This is a genomic window from Myxococcus sp. CA040A, from assembly GCF_013336725.1.
Lineage (GTDB): Bacteria > Myxococcota > Myxococcia > Myxococcales > Myxococcaceae > Myxococcus > Myxococcus llanfairpwllgwyngyllgogerychwyrndrobwllllantysiliogogogochensis.
Genome location: NZ_JABUMR010000010.1, coordinates 321,849 through 337,555, shown reverse-complemented (window position 1 = coordinate 337,555; position 15,707 = coordinate 321,849). Strand labels below are relative to the sequence as shown.

Here is a 15,707-nt window from a genome sequence, read left to right as displayed (position 1 = left end):
GTCGGGCCCGCGTGTCGCGGGACCTCATGGGATTCGATATGGCGCGCTATAAGGTGCGCCCTCTCGCTGGTCCCGGGGTCCACATGCGAAGCCGCATCGTGTCTGGAGTCTGTCTCGCCACCTGGTCGTTCTGTGTATTGTCCGCCTGTGCTTCCACGTCATCTGGAGGCGCGGCTCCCAGCAGCGTGAAGCCTGAATGTGGCGAGGCGCCACGGGGGCTCGAGGCGCTGCTCAAGCCCGGTGGGCTGGTCCTCTTCGGAGAGATGCACGGCACCGAGGAGGTGCCTCGCTTCGTGGGTGACGTCGCGTGCCACGCGTCCGTCCAGGGGCTGGCGGTTCGCGTGGGGCTCGAGATTCCCTCGGAGGAGCAGGGCCCGCTTGACGCCTTCCTGGCGGCGGATGACGCCCAGAAGAGCCAGGCGGACTTGTTGCTGCGTCCGTTCTGGATGCGAGATGTCCAGGATGGGCGCAGCAGCAAGGCGATGCTCCAGTTGTTGAGCCGGCTGCGCGAGCTGCGTCGCTCCGGCGCGAAGCTCACCGTCGTCGCCTTCGACGTCGCGAAGAGCGCGGACCGGGACGGTGAGATGGCGAAGAACCTCCTTGCCGCCCTCTCGAAGGGCGCGGAGGACCTCACGCTGGTGCTCGCGGGCAACCTCCATGTGCGGCTCGAGAAGGGCACGCCGTGGGATGCGAACTACACCCCCATGGGCTGGCACCTCGCCCAGGCGAAGCTCCCGGTGACGTCGCTGAACAACAGCTACACCAGTGGCAGTGCCTGGGTCTGCATGGGCCAGAACGCCGTGTGCTCGGCGTACCCGATGAAGGGGAAGGACAAGGGCGAGCGTCCGTTCGTCGAACACGCGGCCTCTGTCGAGAACGGCTATCACGGCGTCTTCCACGTGGGCGCCATCACCGCCTCCCTGCCCGCGGTGGAGTCGAAGCAGGGCGCGGGCATCAACGTCCAGGCGGTGTCGCTGCGAGCCCAGGGCGACGCGGCCTATGACGCGAAGCAGTTCGCGCAGTGCGCGAAGCACTTCGCCGATGCGGCCCAGGTGGACTCCTCGATGGCCGCGTCCGACGCCTACAACGAGGCCTGCTGCCACTCCCTGGCCAAGGACTCGGACGCGGCCATCACCGCGCTCCAGCGCGCGGCGAAGCATGGGTATTCGAACTGGCAGCATGTCCGGCGCGACGAGGACCTCGCCCCGCTGCGTGCGGACGCGCGCTGGGCCCCGCTGATGGCCCAGGTGAGGGCGAACCTGATGGCCGCGGCGCCGCCCGGTACCAACGCGGAGCTGTATGGCCTCTACCTGGATGACCAGGACGACCGACAGGATGAGTCAAAGATAGACTGGGCGGTGGTCGGTCCCCGGGACGTGAAGCGCCTGGCCCGCGCTCGCCAGCTCCTGGAGGAGGGCAAGGTCCAGAGCGCGAAGGACTACTTCCACGCCGCGCTGCTCTTCCACCACGGCAAGGATGTGGCGGACTTCCAGCGCGCGCACACGCTCTTGCTCAAGGCCGTGGAGCTCGACCCGAAGGACGGACTGGCTCGCTGGCTCACCGCCGCCGCCGAGGACCGGCTGTTGACCCAGCAGGGCAAGCCGCAACGCTACGGAACCCAGCGCGAGCAGGTGAACGGGAAGTGGCGACTCGTCCCGGTCGACCCCTCGGTTTCGGACGAGGAGCGCGCGAAGTGGGGCGTGCCGCCGCTGAAGAAGTTGCAGACGGAAGTGGAGGCCGCGAACGCGACCCCTCCGTGAGTCGTCTCACCGCGCCGCGCCATCTCCCAGCATGCGCAGCGCCAGCTCCGCGTGGAGCTCCGCGAGGGTCTCCACGTCGAGCGCGCCGCCTTGCTCGTACCAGTAGGGCAGGCGCACGCCCATCGCGGAGATGGCGGCGGCGGTGACGCGGGGATGGGGCGGCGAGAAGCTCTTCTGCGCCACCCCGCGCTCGATGACCTCCGCCAAAAGCGCGGCGGACTTGTCCCGCAGCGCCACCGCCGGCGCGGCCAGCTCCGGCGTCAACGCGTACAGCTCCTCGTTCACCACCACCGCGAGCTGGGGATGCAGCGCATGCGTTCGCGTGTGCGCGCGGACCAGCGCTCGCACCTGCTGCCTCGGCTCGGGTGCTGATTCCTTCAGCGCCGTCTGGAGCGCCTCGTGGTGCGCCTCATGACCAATGCGCACCAGCTCCGCGAGCACGTGCTCCTTCGAGGCGAAGTGCGCGTACAGCGCGCTCGGCTGCAGCTCCAGCACCTTGGCCAAATCGCGGATGGACGTGTCGTGGTAGCCGCGGCTCGCGAAGAGCTGGAGCGCCGTCTCCAGGATTCGACGCCGGGTGCCGTCTGACGGAGCTGACGGCGGGAGGCTCGCCGGCTGGGCGCGGAGCCGAGAGCGAGTGGGTGTGCTCATGTGAGTTCTTGTTAAACGAACGTTCGTTCAGATAGGGTGGGCCAACGTTACTTCCGCGCCTGGAGTTCGAGGATGTCCACGTTGCAGCTCGAGGGCTTCACTCTCCACTACGAAGAGTCGGGTCAGGGCATTCCTGTGTTGCTGCTTCACGGGCTCGGCTCCTCCGGAGTCGACTGGGAGCTGGTAACGCCACGGTTGGTAAACGGTTACCGACTCGTTGTCCCGGATGCGCGGGGCCACGGTCGCAGCGGTCGCCCGGCCGGTGCCTATGGCGTGCCGCTCTTCGCCCGGGATGTGGCCGCGCTCTGCGACGCGCTCGGCCTGAAGCAGGTGCACGTCATCGGCCTGTCGATGGGCGGGATGATGGGCTTCCAGCTCGCGGTGGACCGGCCGGACCTGGTGCGCAGCCTGGTCATCGTCAACAGCGGCCCGGAGCTCGTCGCCCGCACGGTGCGCCGCAAGTTCGACTTCGCGCTGCGGCTGACGCTCCTGCGCTTCCTGGGTCCCAAGGCCCTGGCCAAGGTGCTGGCGCCCAAGCTGTTCCCCAAGCCGGAGCAGGAGGTGCTCCGTCAGCGCGCCATCGCCACGTTCTCCGCCAATGACCCGGATGCCTATCTGCGCGCGACGCGTGGGTTGTTGGGCTGGAGCGTCATGGCGCGGCTGAAGGACGTCACCTGTCCGGTGCTCGTGCTCCACTCCGAGCGCGACTACACGCCGCTGTCCGCGAAGCAGGCCTATGTGGACCTGCTGCCCCAGGCGCGGCTCCACGTGTTGGCGGACTCCGGCCATGCCGCTCCGCTGGACCAGCCCGGTCCGCTCACCGACGCCGTGGAGGACTTCCTCCGCGCCGTCGACAGCGATGCACCCGGCACCTCGCTCGGCGCCTGAGCCGAGCAGCGAACCCGAGCTCCACAACCCAGGAGGCATGACGATGTCGATGCATCGACGTGGTGTCGCACTCTCGCGGTCGCTGTTTGTACTCACGGTGTTGCTGGTGCTCTCCACGGGAGCACCCGCGTACGCCGGCTCGTGGGTCCATGGCAACTATGTGGGCGCATGGGGAGCCCGGGGCTACCAACTCTGGGTCCCCACGGGCTACCAACCGGGGACACCGCGCCCCCTGCTGGTAGCGCTACACGGCTGTCTCCAGAACCCGGACCAGTTCGCGGGACTGACGCGCCTGAACGATAAGGCGGATGCGGAGGGCTTCCTCGTCCTCTATCCGAACCAGGCGACGTTCGTGAACGCGACGCAGTGCTGGAACTTCATGCTCGGCAACAACCAGGAGCGCGGCACGGGCGAGCCGTCGCTCATCGTCGGCATGGTGGAGTTGATGAAGCAGCGCTACTCGGTGGATGCGCGCCGCGTCTACGTGGGCGGCGTGTCCGCGGGCGGCGTGCTCACGACGACGCTGATGTCCTGCTACTCGGACGTGTTCGCCGCGGGCATGGTGGGCGCGGGCGCCATGTACAAGGCGGCCACCACGGTGTCCGGCACTGCCTTCGCCATGCTCTTCGGCAGCATCTACTCGCCGGATGACAAGGGGAAGGACGCGTGGGTCTGCTCGGGCCGGCCGCGTCGCACGGTGCCGGTGCTCGTCGTGCACGGCACCGAGGACAGCGTCGTCAATCCCCTCAACGGCGAGCAGGCCGTGAAGCAGTTCCTCCAGACGAGCGACTACGGCGATGACGGCGTGGCCAATGACAGCGTCAAGGGCACGCCGACGAGCACGCGGACCCTGAGCGTCCCCGGTGGCCGCACCTACGTCGTGAAGGACTACGTCTACGGCGGTGAGCTGGTGGCCCAGAAGTACGAGATTCGCGGCATGGACCACGCGTGGCCGGGAGGCAATGCGAGCTACCCCTTCGCCGACCCGGCCGGCCCCGACGCCACCACGTTCATGTGGGACTTCTTCAAGCAGCACGCGCTCGACCTGCCGTAGCCGCGCGGGACTTCCACCCGCGCTCCTCGCTGTTCGATGAGGAGCGCGGGCTGTTTCACATCAGTGCTGGTGGCCGAAGCGCACCGCGACGTTCGGGTGCGCGGCGGCGAAGGCGCGCAGCTTCTTGAAGCTCTCGGTGCCGCGCGTCGCGTCGCCGGTGAAGGTGCCCGGCTCCACGTCGTGCTCCCAGCCCCAGCGGGTGTGGCTGGCGTCGCCCAGGAGCAGCACGGGGCCCTTCGTCGAACGCACCAGGTACGCGGTGCTGCCCGGCGTGTGGCCCGGCACCCAGAGCGCCCACACGGAGCCGTCCCCGAAGATGTCCACCGCGCCCTCGAAGAGGCCGCCCGTCTCGGCGGCGTAGGTCCACTCGGACAGCGCGGCCTTGCCCGCGAGCGCGCGGTCCGCGTTGGGCTTGATCAGCACGTTGAGGAAGGCGCGGGTCTCCGCCTCGCCCGGGCCGGTGTAGACGGGGGTGCCCGCGGGCACGTCGGCCATGCCGGTGAGGTGGTCCAGGTGCAGGTGCGTGAGGAACACGCCGGCCAGGGGCTGGGGCTGCTTCGCCAGCCACTCGCCCAGCGGCTGGTGCACCTTGAGCTTCTCCAGCTTCATGGCACTGGCGACGATGCCTTGCATCGCCGCCTTCTCCGGCGCGTCTCGCAGGGCCGTCTCGATGCCGGTGTCGACGATGAAGAGCCCCTTCGTCGGGTGGCGCAGCGCGTGGAAGAAGACCTGGATGGGCTCATCCCCGTCCTCCAGCTTCGCCGCCTTCGCGGTGGGGTGATTCAGGTTGATGAGGCCGCTGCGCGCCACGGCCCAGTCGGAGGACGCCACGGACTCCAGCTCCACGGGGCCGGGCTCGTCCAGCACCGCCAGCAGGTCATTCGCGGGCCGCGCCGCGCCGAGCGACGAGCGCTGGTGGGGGTGCGACGTGGCCGCCACGCCGACGACTCCGAGGATGACCGCACCGAGGACGAGGACGGCGAGGACCGAGAGGGTGATGCGCTTGACGTTCTTCATGAGCGCCAAGGTATCGATGCGCAGGTGCATGGAAAATGGCCATTTTGGTATGAAGCCATCCAAATATGGATATTCCGTGGGATGACGCGCGGCTGTTCCTGGCCATCGCGGAGACGGGCAGCTTCAGCGCGGCGGCGAAGCGGCTGCGCATCGGCCAGCCGACGGTGAGTCGCAGGCTGGCGGCGCTCGAGTACGAGGTGGGGGCGAAGCTGTTCCGGCGGAGCGTGGACGGCGCGGCGCTGACGTCGGCGGGGGAGCGGCTGCTGCAGCCCGCGAGGAAGATGGCGGAGTGGGCCGGAGAGCTCCAGCGCGCCGCCGAGTCGGCGGACTCCTCGCCCCAGGGGCTGGTGCGCGTGACGGCGAGCCCCTTCGTGAGCTTCGACTTCCTGGCACCCTTCGCGGGCCACGTGGCGCGCAAGCACCCGGGGCTGCGGCTGGAGGTTCAGTCGTCGGTGAACTACGCGGACCTGGGGCGCGGGGAGGCGGACCTCGCGCTGCGCACGCGGTCCACGAGGAACGCGGACCTCACCCGTGTGTACACGCTGGAGGTGGAGACCGCCGTCCTCGTCTCCAAGTCGCTCAAGGCGACGCTGCCGAAGCGGCCGACGCTCCAGGAATTGCCCTGGGTGGCGTGGGCTCCGCCGTTCGAGGCGATGTCACCCAATCCCCAGCTTGAGTCGCTCATCCCGAACTTCGCCCCCGTCTTCACCGCGGACAACTTCCTGGTGCTGCTGGCGGCGGCGGAGGCGGGCGTGGGCGCGATTGCGCTGGGCCATGTCACGCACCGCTTCAGCCAGCAGCGGGAGCGCAACCTGGTGCCGCTCGACATCGACCTGGGGCCCTACAAGAAGAGCCAGCTCCACCTCATCTGCGCGAAGTCGGCCCTGGAGATTCCTCGCGTGCGCAAGGTGTCGGAGCTGTTGGTGGAGGAGCTGGAGCGCGCGAAGTCGCGCTGACTTCGCGCGCTCGGAGACGCGGGCTCAAGGCATGGGGGGCATGCCGCCGTCCCAACCCGGCGGAGGGCCACCGGGGCCTCCGTCGCCACCCGGCGGAGGCCCGCCCGGACCACCACCGCCTCCGCCGCCTCCTGGAATCTGGCACTGCGCGGTGTCCAGCGAGGAGCGGATGATGAGCGTCTTCCACGCGAGCATGGCGCCGTCCGCCTGACGCGAGGTCTGGAAGAGGTAGTTGCCCACGGACTCGGCGGACACGACGTTGTCGTTGGCGTTCGTCGTGTCTCGCGGTCCGCGCGTGTTGTAGAGCGGCTGGTGGTTGATGACGTCGTCGTTGAGCGCGTCGTCGAAGAAGAGCTGCGACGTCACGTACTCCGCCTCGCCCACGCGAATGGTGAAGTGGATGTGGACGGTGCGGCTGCTGTACCAGCCGGGGAAGCAGGTATCGAAGTCGGCGCGGCCGTCGGCGTCCGTCACCTGCACGCCTCGGAACCACCGGGCGGACGTGGCCGTCGGGTCGTCCGAGGTGCAGAAGGTGCTGGCGTCCTCGCCCGAGTAGAGGCCCTCCGGCGCGGCGTGCCAGATGTCGACGGAGGCGCCCTGGATGGGCTCGCACGCCTCGTTCAGCACGCGGAAGGCCAGCCGCACGGGCAGGCCGTCGTGGCCCTCGCTGATGTCCTTGCGGACCAGCGTCCGCGCGTAGCAGGGGCCCAGGGTGGCCGCGCAGGTGAGGGCGCAGGGGGTGCCCGCGTCGTCGGTGAAGGGGTTGGCGTAGGTGCCCGCCATCACCGAGGTGCCGCCGGTGGCCCAGTCGGTGGCGGTGGTGCCCGCGTCGGTGTTCGTTCCGGAGTCGGTGTCTCCCCCGGTTCCCGGGGTGCCCGAGTCATCCGCGCCACAGGCGAGCACCTGCACCAGCGGTATCGCCGCCAGCGTCAGGCCCATGCCGCGCAGCACCCTTCGGCGGGACATCACCGAGGTGAGGGTGTCCTTCCTGTCCTGGTCGCTCATCGCGAGTCCTCTCCTGGGCCGGTGCGAGTGGGGTGGTCCGGTCCATGTCGCCCGTGTTCTCGGGCCCGAGAATCGCTATACCCAGGGAGTTCTTAAGCAGACCTTACGTGCCACCCACGGAGACCGGCCGCATGACGACACTCAAGGGGAAGACGCTTTTCATCACCGGGGCCAGCCGAGGAATCGGCAAGGCGATGGCCCTCCGGGCGGCGCGCGACGGCGCCAACATCGTCATCGCCGCGAAGACGACGGAGCCGCACCCCAAGCTGCCGGGCACCATCTACACGGCCGCGGAGGAAATCGAGAAGGCGGGCGGTCGGGCGCTCCCCTTCGCGGTGGACATCCGCGACGAGAAGCAGATTGCCGCGGCGGTGGCGAAGGCGGTGGAGACGTTCGGCGGCATCGACATCCTCATCAACAACGCGAGCGCCATCAGCCTCACCGGCACGGAGGACACGCCGATGAAGCGCTATGACCTGATGCATGGCATCAACACGCGCGGAACGTTCGCCTGCTCGCAGGCGTGTATTCCGCACCTCAAGCGCTCCAGCAATCCGCACATCCTCAACAACTCGCCGCCGCTGAACATGGAGGCGCGCTGGTTCTCGCCGCACGTCGCGTACACGATGGCGAAGTACGGGATGAGCATGTGTGTGCTGGGCATGGCGGACGAGCTGCGCCCGGATGGAATCGCGGTGAATGCGCTGTGGCCGCGCACGGTCATCGCGACGGCGGCGGTGCAGAACCTGCTGGGCGGTGAGGAGACGATTCGCGGCAGCCGTTCGCCGGACATCATGGCTGACGCCGCGTACGCCATCCTCACCAAGCCGAGCAAGAGCTTCACCGGCAACTTCTGCATCGACGAGGACGTCCTGCGCGCCGACGGCGTGACGAACTTCGACAAGTATCAATCCGTGCCCGGCGCGGAGTTGTTCCCCGACTACTTCCTCTGAGGGGTGGATTGGTACGGCCCATGCTTCCGGTTCGGGAGCGTGGGCCGTGCGTTGAGTATTCCGGCAAGGGCCCAAGGCGAGGAGGGTGGCGAGATGGCGTGGGAGTCCGAGCAGGGTGTGACGTCGAGTGTCGCGAGGAGCCCCCAGGATGAGCGGTGACGCCAAACAGGGAGGGCCCGGTCCGGGAGAGTTCCTGGTCTACGTGGGTGAGGATGGTGTCTCGAAGGTCCACGTGCGGCTCGTCGAGGGCACCGTCTGGCTGACCCAGAAGCAACTGGCCGAGCTTTTCGGCAAGGACGTGCGAACCGTCAACGAGCACCTCCAGAACATCTACGAGGAGGGAGAGCTCGACCCGGCGGCAACCCTCCGGAAATTCCGGATAGTTCAAATGGAGGGTACCCGGGAAGTCGCGAGGCTGGTGGAGCACTACTGCCTGCCCGCGATTCTCGCGGTCGGCTACCGGGTCCGCTCCACCCAGGGGACGCGGTTCCGGCAGTGGGCCACGTCCCTGCTGGACGAGTACCTGGTGAAGGGCTTCGTGCTCGACGATGCCCGCCTCCAGTCCGCCGCCTCGTTGGGAGAGGACTACTTCGACGAACTCCTGGAGCGAATCCGGGAGATTCGAGCGTCGGAGCGTCGGTTCTATCAGAAGCTGACCGACATCTACGCCCAGTGCAGCGTCGACTATGACGCCCAATCGGATATCACCCAGACGTTCTATGCGACGGTGCAGAACAAGCTGCACTGGGCCATTCATGGGCACACCGCCGCGGAGCTGATTCGCGAGCGCGCCGACGCGAGTCAGCCCCACATGGGACTCGCGACCTGGAAGCACGCTCCCGAAGGACCCATCCGGAAAGCGGATGTCACGGTGGCGAAGAACTACCTCACGGAGCCCGAGCTGCGAGAGCTCAGCCGTGTCGTCACGATGTATCTGGACTACGCGGAGGACCAGGCCCGCCGCCGGCGCCCCATGACGATGGAGAGCTGGGTGGCGAAGCTGGATGGCTTCCTCCAGTTCAACGAGCGGGACGTCCTGTCCCACGCGGGGCAAGTCAGTCACGAGCTGGCGACGGCCCACGCGGAATCCGAGTTCGACCGGTATCGCGAGAACCAGCGGAAGCTGGAGTCGAACCTGCCGACTTCCGACTTCGACCGGGCCGTGGAGAAGACGAAGCAGCTCGAATCCAGGACAGGGGGCCGAGGCAAGAAGCCATGAGTCGGCTGCTCCCGGGCGGCGAGCCCGCCTGCCCCGGGGGTGGGCGGACCACCGGTAAAATGTTCGGGAGAAGAGGCTCCATGCGGCAGTGATTGCGTGCTTGTGGACGCGACACTAGAAGCCCAGGTCACTTCCATTCTTCCGAACGAGCACTGATGTCCGCGCCGGACTTCCCCAAACAGCGAGCCACGGCATTCCAGGAAGGGCACCTCGGCGGAGCCGGCGAGATGGCGGAGTTGGTCCGCTCCAAGGACTGGTCCGCGACACCGCTGGGCCCCCTCTCCGGCTGGCCCACGAGCCTGAGGACGATGGTGGGCGTCGTCCTGGGCAACCGCTTCCCCATGCTCCTGTGGTGGGGACCGCAGATGCTTCAAATCTACAACGACGGCTACCGGCCCGTGCTCGGCCTGAAGCACCCTGGCTCGCTCGGCGCTCCCGCCTCCGTTGTCTGGGCTGAAATCTGGGACGTCGTCGGCCCCATGGCCCAAGGCGTGCTGAACGGTGGCCCCGCCACGTGGAGCGAACACCTCCAGCTCTTCATCAACAGCCGAGGCTTCATCGAGGAGACGTTCCACACCTTCTCGTACAGCCCCGTGTATGACGAAGCCGGCCAGGTCGGCGGCGTCCTCGTCACGGTGCAGGAAACCACCGAGCAGGTGCAGGACAACCGCCAGCTCAAGATGCTGGGCGAGCTGGCCACCAGCTCCGCCGCCGCGAAGACGGCCGAGGAGGCCTGTCAGACCGCCGCGTCCATCTTCTCCGGCTACGACCAGGACCTGCCCTTCACGCTGCTCTACCTGCTCGACGACGCCGGCACCGAGGTCCGGTGCGTGGGCTCCAGCGGCATGGAGGGCTACTCGGGCTCCGCGAAGCCCGCGCACTGCGCCTTCAACGGCGTGACGGACCCCGACGGCTGCTGGCCCTTCGTGGAAGCGGCGCGCACCGGACGGGAGGTCCTCGTCGACGACCTGGCCTCGCGCTTCGGGGACCTCCCCACGGGCCGCTGGGGAACGGCGCCGTCGCGCGCGGTGGTGCTGCCGCTGGCGCGCTCCGGGCAGCCGCATCCGTATGGCTTCCTGGTGGCCGGCGTCAGCCCGCGCCGCGTCCTGGATGACCGCTACCTGGGCCTCTTCCGCCTCACCGCGGACCCGGTGGTGACGGCCATCGCCAATGCCCGCGCCTACGACGAGGAGCGTCAGCGCGCCGAGGCCCTCGCGGCCATCGACCGCTCCAAGACGGCCTTCTTCAACAACGTCAGCCACGAGTTCCGCACGCCGTTGACCCTGATGCTCGGCCCCACCGAGGACGCGCTGGCCTCGCCGTCACGCGCCCTCTCCGGCGAGCCGCTGGAGACGGTTCACCGCAACTCGCTGCGGCTCTTGAAGCTGGTCAACTCCCTGCTCGACTTCTCCCGTCTGGAGGCGGGGCGCATCCAGGCCCGCTACGAGCCAGTGGACCTGCCCGCCCTCACCGCGGGACTCGCGAGCGCGTTCCGCTCCGCGATTGAGCGCGCGGGCCTGCGCTTCGACGTCGACTGCGCGCCGCTGCCCGAGGACGTCTACGTCGACCAGGACATGTGGGAGAAGATTGTCCTCAACCTCCTCTCCAACGCGCTGAAGTTCACCTTCGAGGGGACCATCCGCATCTCCCAGCGGTGGACGAACGGTCAGGTCGAGCTCCAGGTCTCCGACACGGGCATCGGCATTTCGGAGCAGGAGCTGCCCCGCGTCTTCGAGCGCTTCCACCGCGTCCAGGGCGCACGCGCGCGCACGCATGAGGGCTCCGGCATCGGCCTGGCGCTCGTACACGAGCTGGTCCGCCTCCATGGCGGCACGCTCGGCGTAACGAGCACGGAAGGCAAGGGCACCACGTTCACCCTGCGCATCCCCTCCGGCGCGGACCATCTGCCGAAGGAGCACGTCGGTGCTCGCGACTCACGGGCCATCACCGCGCTGGGCGCCGCGCCCTATGTGAACGAGGCCTTGCGCTGGCTGCCAGGCGGGCTGGAGGTGGAGTCGCTGGAGCTGGGGGCCGAGGTCCCCTCGGAGCAGAACGTCGCCAAGGGCGCGCGCATCCTGCTGGCGGACGACAACGCCGACATGCGCGAGTACCTGACGTCGCTGCTCTCGCGGACCTGGGAGGTGGAGGCGGTGGCGGATGGCCTCGCGGCGCTGGAGTCCGCGCGCGCCCGACCTCCGGACCTGGTGCTGACGGACGTGATGATGCCGGGGCTGGATGGCTTCGGCCTGCTGCGCGAGCTGCGCGCCGACGAGCGGACGCGCGGAGTGCCCGTCACCGTCCTCTCCGCGCGAGCGGGTGAGGAGGCTCGCATCGAGGGCCTGCGCGCCGGCGCCGACGACTACCTGGTGAAGCCCTTCTCCGCGCGCGAGTTGATGGCGCGGGTGGAGACGCAGCTCACCAAGGCGCGGTTGCGGTCCATCCAGGAGGCCCATGCCCGGCTCCTGACGCGCGTCTTCACGTACGCGCCGGTGGGCATCTGCATCCTGAAGGGGCCCGAGCACATCTTCGAGTTCGCCAACGCGGGTTACCTGCGGCTCGTCGCCAACCGCCCCGTCGTCGGCCAGCCCATCGCGAAGGCGCTGCCGGAGCTGGCGGGCCAGGGCATCTTCGAGCTGCTGGACAGGGTCATCGCCACGGGCGAGCCATACATCGGCCGTTCGCTGCGACTGATGATGGTCTCCGGTGAAGGGGGCCCTCCGCGCGAGGTGTTCTTCGACTTCGTCTACCAGCCGATGCTGGACGACGAGGGCCGGGTGGACTCCATCGTCGTCGTGGCCTTCGACGTGACGGACCTGTCCAACGCGCGCCGCGAGGCGGAGGCGGGCAGCCGCGCCAAGGACGAGTTCCTGGCGATGCTCGGCCATGAGCTGCGCAATCCGCTGGCGCCCATCCTCACCGCGCTCCAGCTGATGCGGCTGCGCGGCGGTGACGGCGCGGAGCGCGAGCGCACCGTCATCGAGCGACAGGTGCATCACCTGGTGCGACTGGTGGACGACCTGCTCGACGTGTCCCGCGTGACGCGGGGCAAGCTGGTCCTTCGCCGTGAGCGCGTGGAGCTGGCGGAGGTGGTGGCGAAGGCCATCGAGCAGTCCAGTCCACTCCTGGAGGAGCGCGGCCACCACCTGGTGGTGGAGCTGCCTCGCCATGGCCTGTTGCTGGACGCCGACGCGACGCGACTGGGGCAGGTGTTCTCCAACCTCCTGACGAACGCGGCGAAGTACACGGAGCCCGGTGGGCGCATCACCATCACCGGGACGCGAGAGGGTTCGGAGGTGGTGGCCTCCGTCCAGGACAACGGCAGCGGCATCACCCCGGAGATGCTGCCGCGCATCTTCGACCTCTTCTTCCAGGAGCGGCAGGAGCTGGACCGCTCGCAGGGCGGACTGGGACTGGGGCTCGCGATTGCCCGGAGCCTGGCGGCCCAGCACGACGGCACCATTCAGGCGAGCAGTGATGGCCGGGGACAGGGCAGTACCTTCACCGTGAGACTGCCCGCGCTGGAGGCGCTGCCCGCCGAGGCGAGCGTGGTCTCCGCGGTCGTGGCGCAGGAGGTCGCGCCGATGCCGCACCGCGTGCTGATTGTCGACGACAACCGCGACGCGGCGGACGTACTCGCCGAGGCCCTGGACATGCTGGGCTGCGAGACGCGCGTCACCTACGACGGCCCGAGCGCGCTCCAGGTGGCGCCGTCCTTCCGCCCGGAGCTGGCGCTGCTGGATATCGGCCTGCCCGTCATGGACGGCTACGAGCTGGCGCGCAACCTGCGCACCCAGCGTCCGGACGGGGGCCTCCAGCTCATCGCGGTGACGGGGTATGGCCAGGAGTCGGACCGGCAGCGCTCGAAGGAGGCGGGCTTCGACGCGCACCTGGTGAAGCCCATCGACTTCGCCACCCTGGGCTCGTTGCTCAAGCGCCTGAACTCGGCCCGCTCCAATTGACTCACCCCGCCGAGCGCGCGGCCTGGCTCGGCGGCGGTGCCCAGGTGGCGTTGAGCGAGTGGATGGTGCTCACCGGGATGTCGAGCAGGAACATGTAATAGAGGGCGCGGTGCTGGTCGTTGACCTCGTCCTCGAAGGCGCCGAAGCCGCTCACCGAGTAGACGGTTCCGAGCAGCTCCGTGCCGGTCGTGGGCTGCTGGTACGTCAGCGCGTTGTCCCGGAGGGTCCTCAGCGCGGCGTCGACGGCCGCCTTGCACAGCAGGCCGCACGCGGGGCCGCCGGGGTACAGGGACAGGATGGACGTCAGCCCTTCCTCGGTCCACGCGCGCGGCACCACGTCGAGCGCGTTGTAGTAGCGCTGGGCCTCCGGGAAGGCGGCGTCGAAGGCCTCGGCGAAGGCGGGATTGCCCGCGGTGGGCGCGGCGAAGGTGACGGGGAGCACGGACACGTTCGTCAGCGCGCCCTGGAGCCACGCGGCCAGCACGGTGGCCACCTGTCCCCCCAGGCTGTGCCCGGTGACGAGCAGCGACGTTCCCTGGGGCAGCCCCTGGAGGAACGTCAGCAGCGCGCCGCCGCCGGAGCCCACGGACGAGGACATGGCCACGACGTTCTTCCACACCTCCACGGCGCCCTTGGAGATGGCCGCATCGGCGGGAAACGACGGCGCGGTGAAGGGCAGGGGCTCCTGGGGGTTGATGTTCTTGTCCTGGAGCAGGTCCTCGATGCGGTCGAACAGGGTGCCGCGCACCACCACCGCGCAGTCGCCGCTCGTGTTGGCGGCGACGTAGACCAGGTCCTCGCCGTGCGTCGCCGGGCCCCACGTCACCTGCCAGCCCTCCGTGAGGGTGGCGGACAGGGCCTCGTTCATCAGGGTGTAGCGCTTGGAGTTCGAGTCGAACTGGCCCAGGTAGGAGACGGCGCAGAGGGTGATGCCGAGCTGGGAGGGATTGTTCGCGGAGGCCATGGTTCTTCCTTCAGGACAGGGAGCCGGAGACGCTTGCCCCCATTGTGCACCGGCCGGGGCTTCGTCGCCGTCCTCGCGCGCGGGGACTCGGCTATGCTGGGGCCCTCCGCATGGCCCTGGAAGGGCACGGCGCGCGTCGCCCCCCTTCCACGCGGTCCGGGGAGAAGAGACGAGGCGTTCGGGATGAGCAGCGATGTGGCGGGAGCGAAGGACGGAGTGGTGGTTCTCGATTACGCGAAGCTGGTGGACGGCGCGGACCTGTCCGCCGACATCGAGCGCGCGTATGGGTATGACGGCATTGGCCTGCTCATCGTCCGGGGCATCCCCGGGCTGGTGGAGCTGCGGCAGGGGTTGTTGCCGCTGGGCTTCCGGTTCGCCGCGCTGCCCAATGACGTGAAGGACCGCTACGTCCACGAGCGCAGCAGCTATTCCTTCGGCTGGAGCCACGGCAAGGAAGTGCTCAAGCCCGGCCAGTTCGACGAGTTCAAGGGCTCCTATTACAACAATCCCCAGTACGACTCGCCGCAGGTGGATGCGTCGCTGGTGGAGAAGTACCCGGAGAACTACCACCCCAACGTGTGGCCGGACCCGGACTTTCCCGCGCTGCGCCCGGCATTCCAGGCCCTGGGGCGGAAGATGGTGGACGTGGGGTTGCTCGTGGCGGCGCAGTGCGACCGGTACGTGACGGCGCGGCTGGGCGAGAGGCTCTCGCCGGATGCGCAACTGGCGCGGACCATCCGCGAGTCCCGCGCGTGCAAGGCGCGGCTGCTCTACTACTTCGCCATCAACGAGGACTCGACGCCGCGCACGCGCGACTCCTGGTGCGGCTGGCACAGTGACCACGGTTCGCTGACGGGGCTGTGTCCGGCCATGTACTTCGACGCGGAGCCCGGGGCCTCGGAGCCGACGCGGCAGGACATCGCGGTGCCGGACCCGGAGGCGGGGCTCTACGTGCGCACGCGCGGTGGCGAGGAGCGCAAGGTCGTCATCCCCAAGGACTGCCTCGCGTTCCAGATTGGCGAGAGCGCGCAAATCGTCACGGGCGGACTGCTGCGCGCGACACCGCACGCGGTGCAGGCGCTGGCGCACCCGGCGAGCCGCAACATCTCCCGCTCGACGTTCGCCGTCTTCATGCAGCCCGACAACGAGGAGCGCCTGCGTCCGCCCGAGGGCACGGACCCGGCGGAGCTGCGCGTGGGCGCCTTCCAGCCGGGCATGACGTTCGGCGACTTCGCCCGCGCCACGTTCGCGAAGTTCTACAACCCCTACGCGTGACGCGCG

Annotated in this window: 12 protein-coding genes; 8 read left to right on the top strand and 4 right to left on the bottom strand. The window is 69.0% G+C overall.

The features are described 5' to 3' along the window. Positions 1-185: 185 nt before the first annotated feature. Positions 186-1,760, top strand: a complete 1,575-nt coding sequence (locus HUA75_RS38445) for a hypothetical protein (RefSeq protein ID WP_174489267.1) — start codon at positions 186-188, stop codon at positions 1,758-1,760. A 6-nt stretch (positions 1,761-1,766) separates the two neighbouring features. Here HUA75_RS38445 and HUA75_RS38440 read toward each other — a convergent pair whose 3' ends face one another. Further along, positions 1,767-2,411: a TetR/AcrR family transcriptional regulator gene (locus HUA75_RS38440; protein ID WP_141642786.1), complete on the bottom strand. Its 645-nt coding sequence runs from the start codon at positions 2,409-2,411 to the stop codon at positions 1,767-1,769. 72 nt (positions 2,412-2,483) lie between these two features. Between HUA75_RS38440 and HUA75_RS38435 the strand changes: the two genes are divergently transcribed. Together HUA75_RS38435 and HUA75_RS38430 are read left to right on the top strand one after the other, a co-directional pair. Beyond that, positions 2,484-3,299, top strand: coding sequence for an alpha/beta fold hydrolase (locus HUA75_RS38435; RefSeq protein ID WP_141642787.1), 816 nt, complete (start codon positions 2,484-2,486; stop codon positions 3,297-3,299). 43 nt (positions 3,300-3,342) lie between these two features. After that, a complete protein-coding gene (locus HUA75_RS38430) occupies positions 3,343-4,353 on the top strand; it encodes a PHB depolymerase family esterase (protein WP_254627992.1) in 1,011 nt (336 codons plus the stop codon). Between the two features lie 60 nt (positions 4,354-4,413). Here HUA75_RS38430 and HUA75_RS38425 read toward each other — a convergent pair whose 3' ends face one another. After that, positions 4,414-5,370, bottom strand: coding sequence for an MBL fold metallo-hydrolase (locus tag HUA75_RS38425; RefSeq protein WP_174489266.1), 957 nt, complete (start codon positions 5,368-5,370; stop codon positions 4,414-4,416). 65 nt (positions 5,371-5,435) lie between these two features. On the opposite strand from HUA75_RS38425, the gene HUA75_RS38420 reads away from it, so the two are divergent. Then, on the top strand, positions 5,436-6,326 hold the full coding sequence (locus HUA75_RS38420) for a LysR family transcriptional regulator (RefSeq protein WP_174458163.1): 891 nt from the start codon (positions 5,436-5,438) through the stop codon (positions 6,324-6,326). 24 nt (positions 6,327-6,350) lie between these two features. On the opposite strand, the gene HUA75_RS38415 is transcribed toward HUA75_RS38420, so the two are convergent. Further along, positions 6,351-7,331, bottom strand: a complete 981-nt coding sequence (locus tag HUA75_RS38415; protein WP_254627991.1) for a protocatechuate 3,4-dioxygenase — start codon at positions 7,329-7,331, stop codon at positions 6,351-6,353. Between the two features lie 131 nt (positions 7,332-7,462). On the opposite strand from HUA75_RS38415, the gene HUA75_RS38410 reads away from it, so the two are divergent. The 3 genes from HUA75_RS38410 (at position 7,463) to HUA75_RS38400 (ending at position 13,462) form a co-directional block, all read left to right on the top strand. Next, complete coding sequence (locus tag HUA75_RS38410) at positions 7,463-8,284, top strand: NAD(P)-dependent oxidoreductase (protein WP_141642790.1); 822 nt, start codon at positions 7,463-7,465, stop codon at positions 8,282-8,284. Positions 8,285-8,432: 148 nt separating this feature from the next. Beyond that, positions 8,433-9,503 (top strand): virulence RhuM family protein, encoded by a 1,071-nt coding sequence (locus HUA75_RS38405; protein ID WP_141642791.1) that lies wholly within the window; start codon positions 8,433-8,435, stop codon positions 9,501-9,503. Positions 9,504-9,730: 227 nt separating this feature from the next. Continuing rightward, positions 9,731-13,462, top strand: a complete 3,732-nt coding sequence (locus tag HUA75_RS38400; RefSeq protein WP_254627990.1) for an ATP-binding protein — start codon at positions 9,731-9,733, stop codon at positions 13,460-13,462. Between the two features lies 1 nt (position 13,463). Here HUA75_RS38400 and HUA75_RS38395 read toward each other — a convergent pair whose 3' ends face one another. Next, complete coding sequence (locus HUA75_RS38395; RefSeq protein ID WP_174489264.1) at positions 13,464-14,426, bottom strand: hypothetical protein; 963 nt, start codon at positions 14,424-14,426, stop codon at positions 13,464-13,466. Between the two features lie 183 nt (positions 14,427-14,609). Between HUA75_RS38395 and HUA75_RS38390 the strand changes: the two genes are divergently transcribed. Then, on the top strand, positions 14,610-15,701 hold the full coding sequence (locus tag HUA75_RS38390; RefSeq protein WP_141642794.1) for a 2-oxoglutarate and iron-dependent oxygenase domain-containing protein: 1,092 nt from the start codon (positions 14,610-14,612) through the stop codon (positions 15,699-15,701). Positions 15,702-15,707 lie beyond the last annotated feature (6 nt).

Coding starts and splice junctions, on each gene's coding strand:
- HUA75_RS38420 (WP_174458163.1), top strand. CDS start 5,436: ATGGATATTCCGTGGGATGACGCGCGGCTGTTCCTGGCCATCGCGGAG.
- HUA75_RS38390 (WP_141642794.1), top strand. CDS start 14,610: ATGAGCAGCGATGTGGCGGGAGCGAAGGACGGAGTGGTGGTTCTCGAT.
- HUA75_RS38405 (WP_141642791.1), top strand. CDS start 8,433: ATGAGCGGTGACGCCAAACAGGGAGGGCCCGGTCCGGGAGAGTTCCTG.
- HUA75_RS38430 (WP_254627992.1), top strand. CDS start 3,343: ATGTCGATGCATCGACGTGGTGTCGCACTCTCGCGGTCGCTGTTTGTA.
- HUA75_RS38395 (WP_174489264.1), bottom strand. CDS start 14,426: ATGGCCTCCGCGAACAATCCCTCCCAGCTCGGCATCACCCTCTGCGCC.
- HUA75_RS38435 (WP_141642787.1), top strand. CDS start 2,484: ATGTCCACGTTGCAGCTCGAGGGCTTCACTCTCCACTACGAAGAGTCG.
- HUA75_RS38425 (WP_174489266.1), bottom strand. CDS start 5,370: ATGAAGAACGTCAAGCGCATCACCCTCTCGGTCCTCGCCGTCCTCGTC.
- HUA75_RS38440 (WP_141642786.1), bottom strand. CDS start 2,411: ATGAGCACACCCACTCGCTCTCGGCTCCGCGCCCAGCCGGCGAGCCTC.
- HUA75_RS38410 (WP_141642790.1), top strand. CDS start 7,463: ATGACGACACTCAAGGGGAAGACGCTTTTCATCACCGGGGCCAGCCGA.
- HUA75_RS38400 (WP_254627990.1), top strand. CDS start 9,731: ATGGCGGAGTTGGTCCGCTCCAAGGACTGGTCCGCGACACCGCTGGGC.
- HUA75_RS38415 (WP_254627991.1), bottom strand. CDS start 7,331: ATGAGCGACCAGGACAGGAAGGACACCCTCACCTCGGTGATGTCCCGC.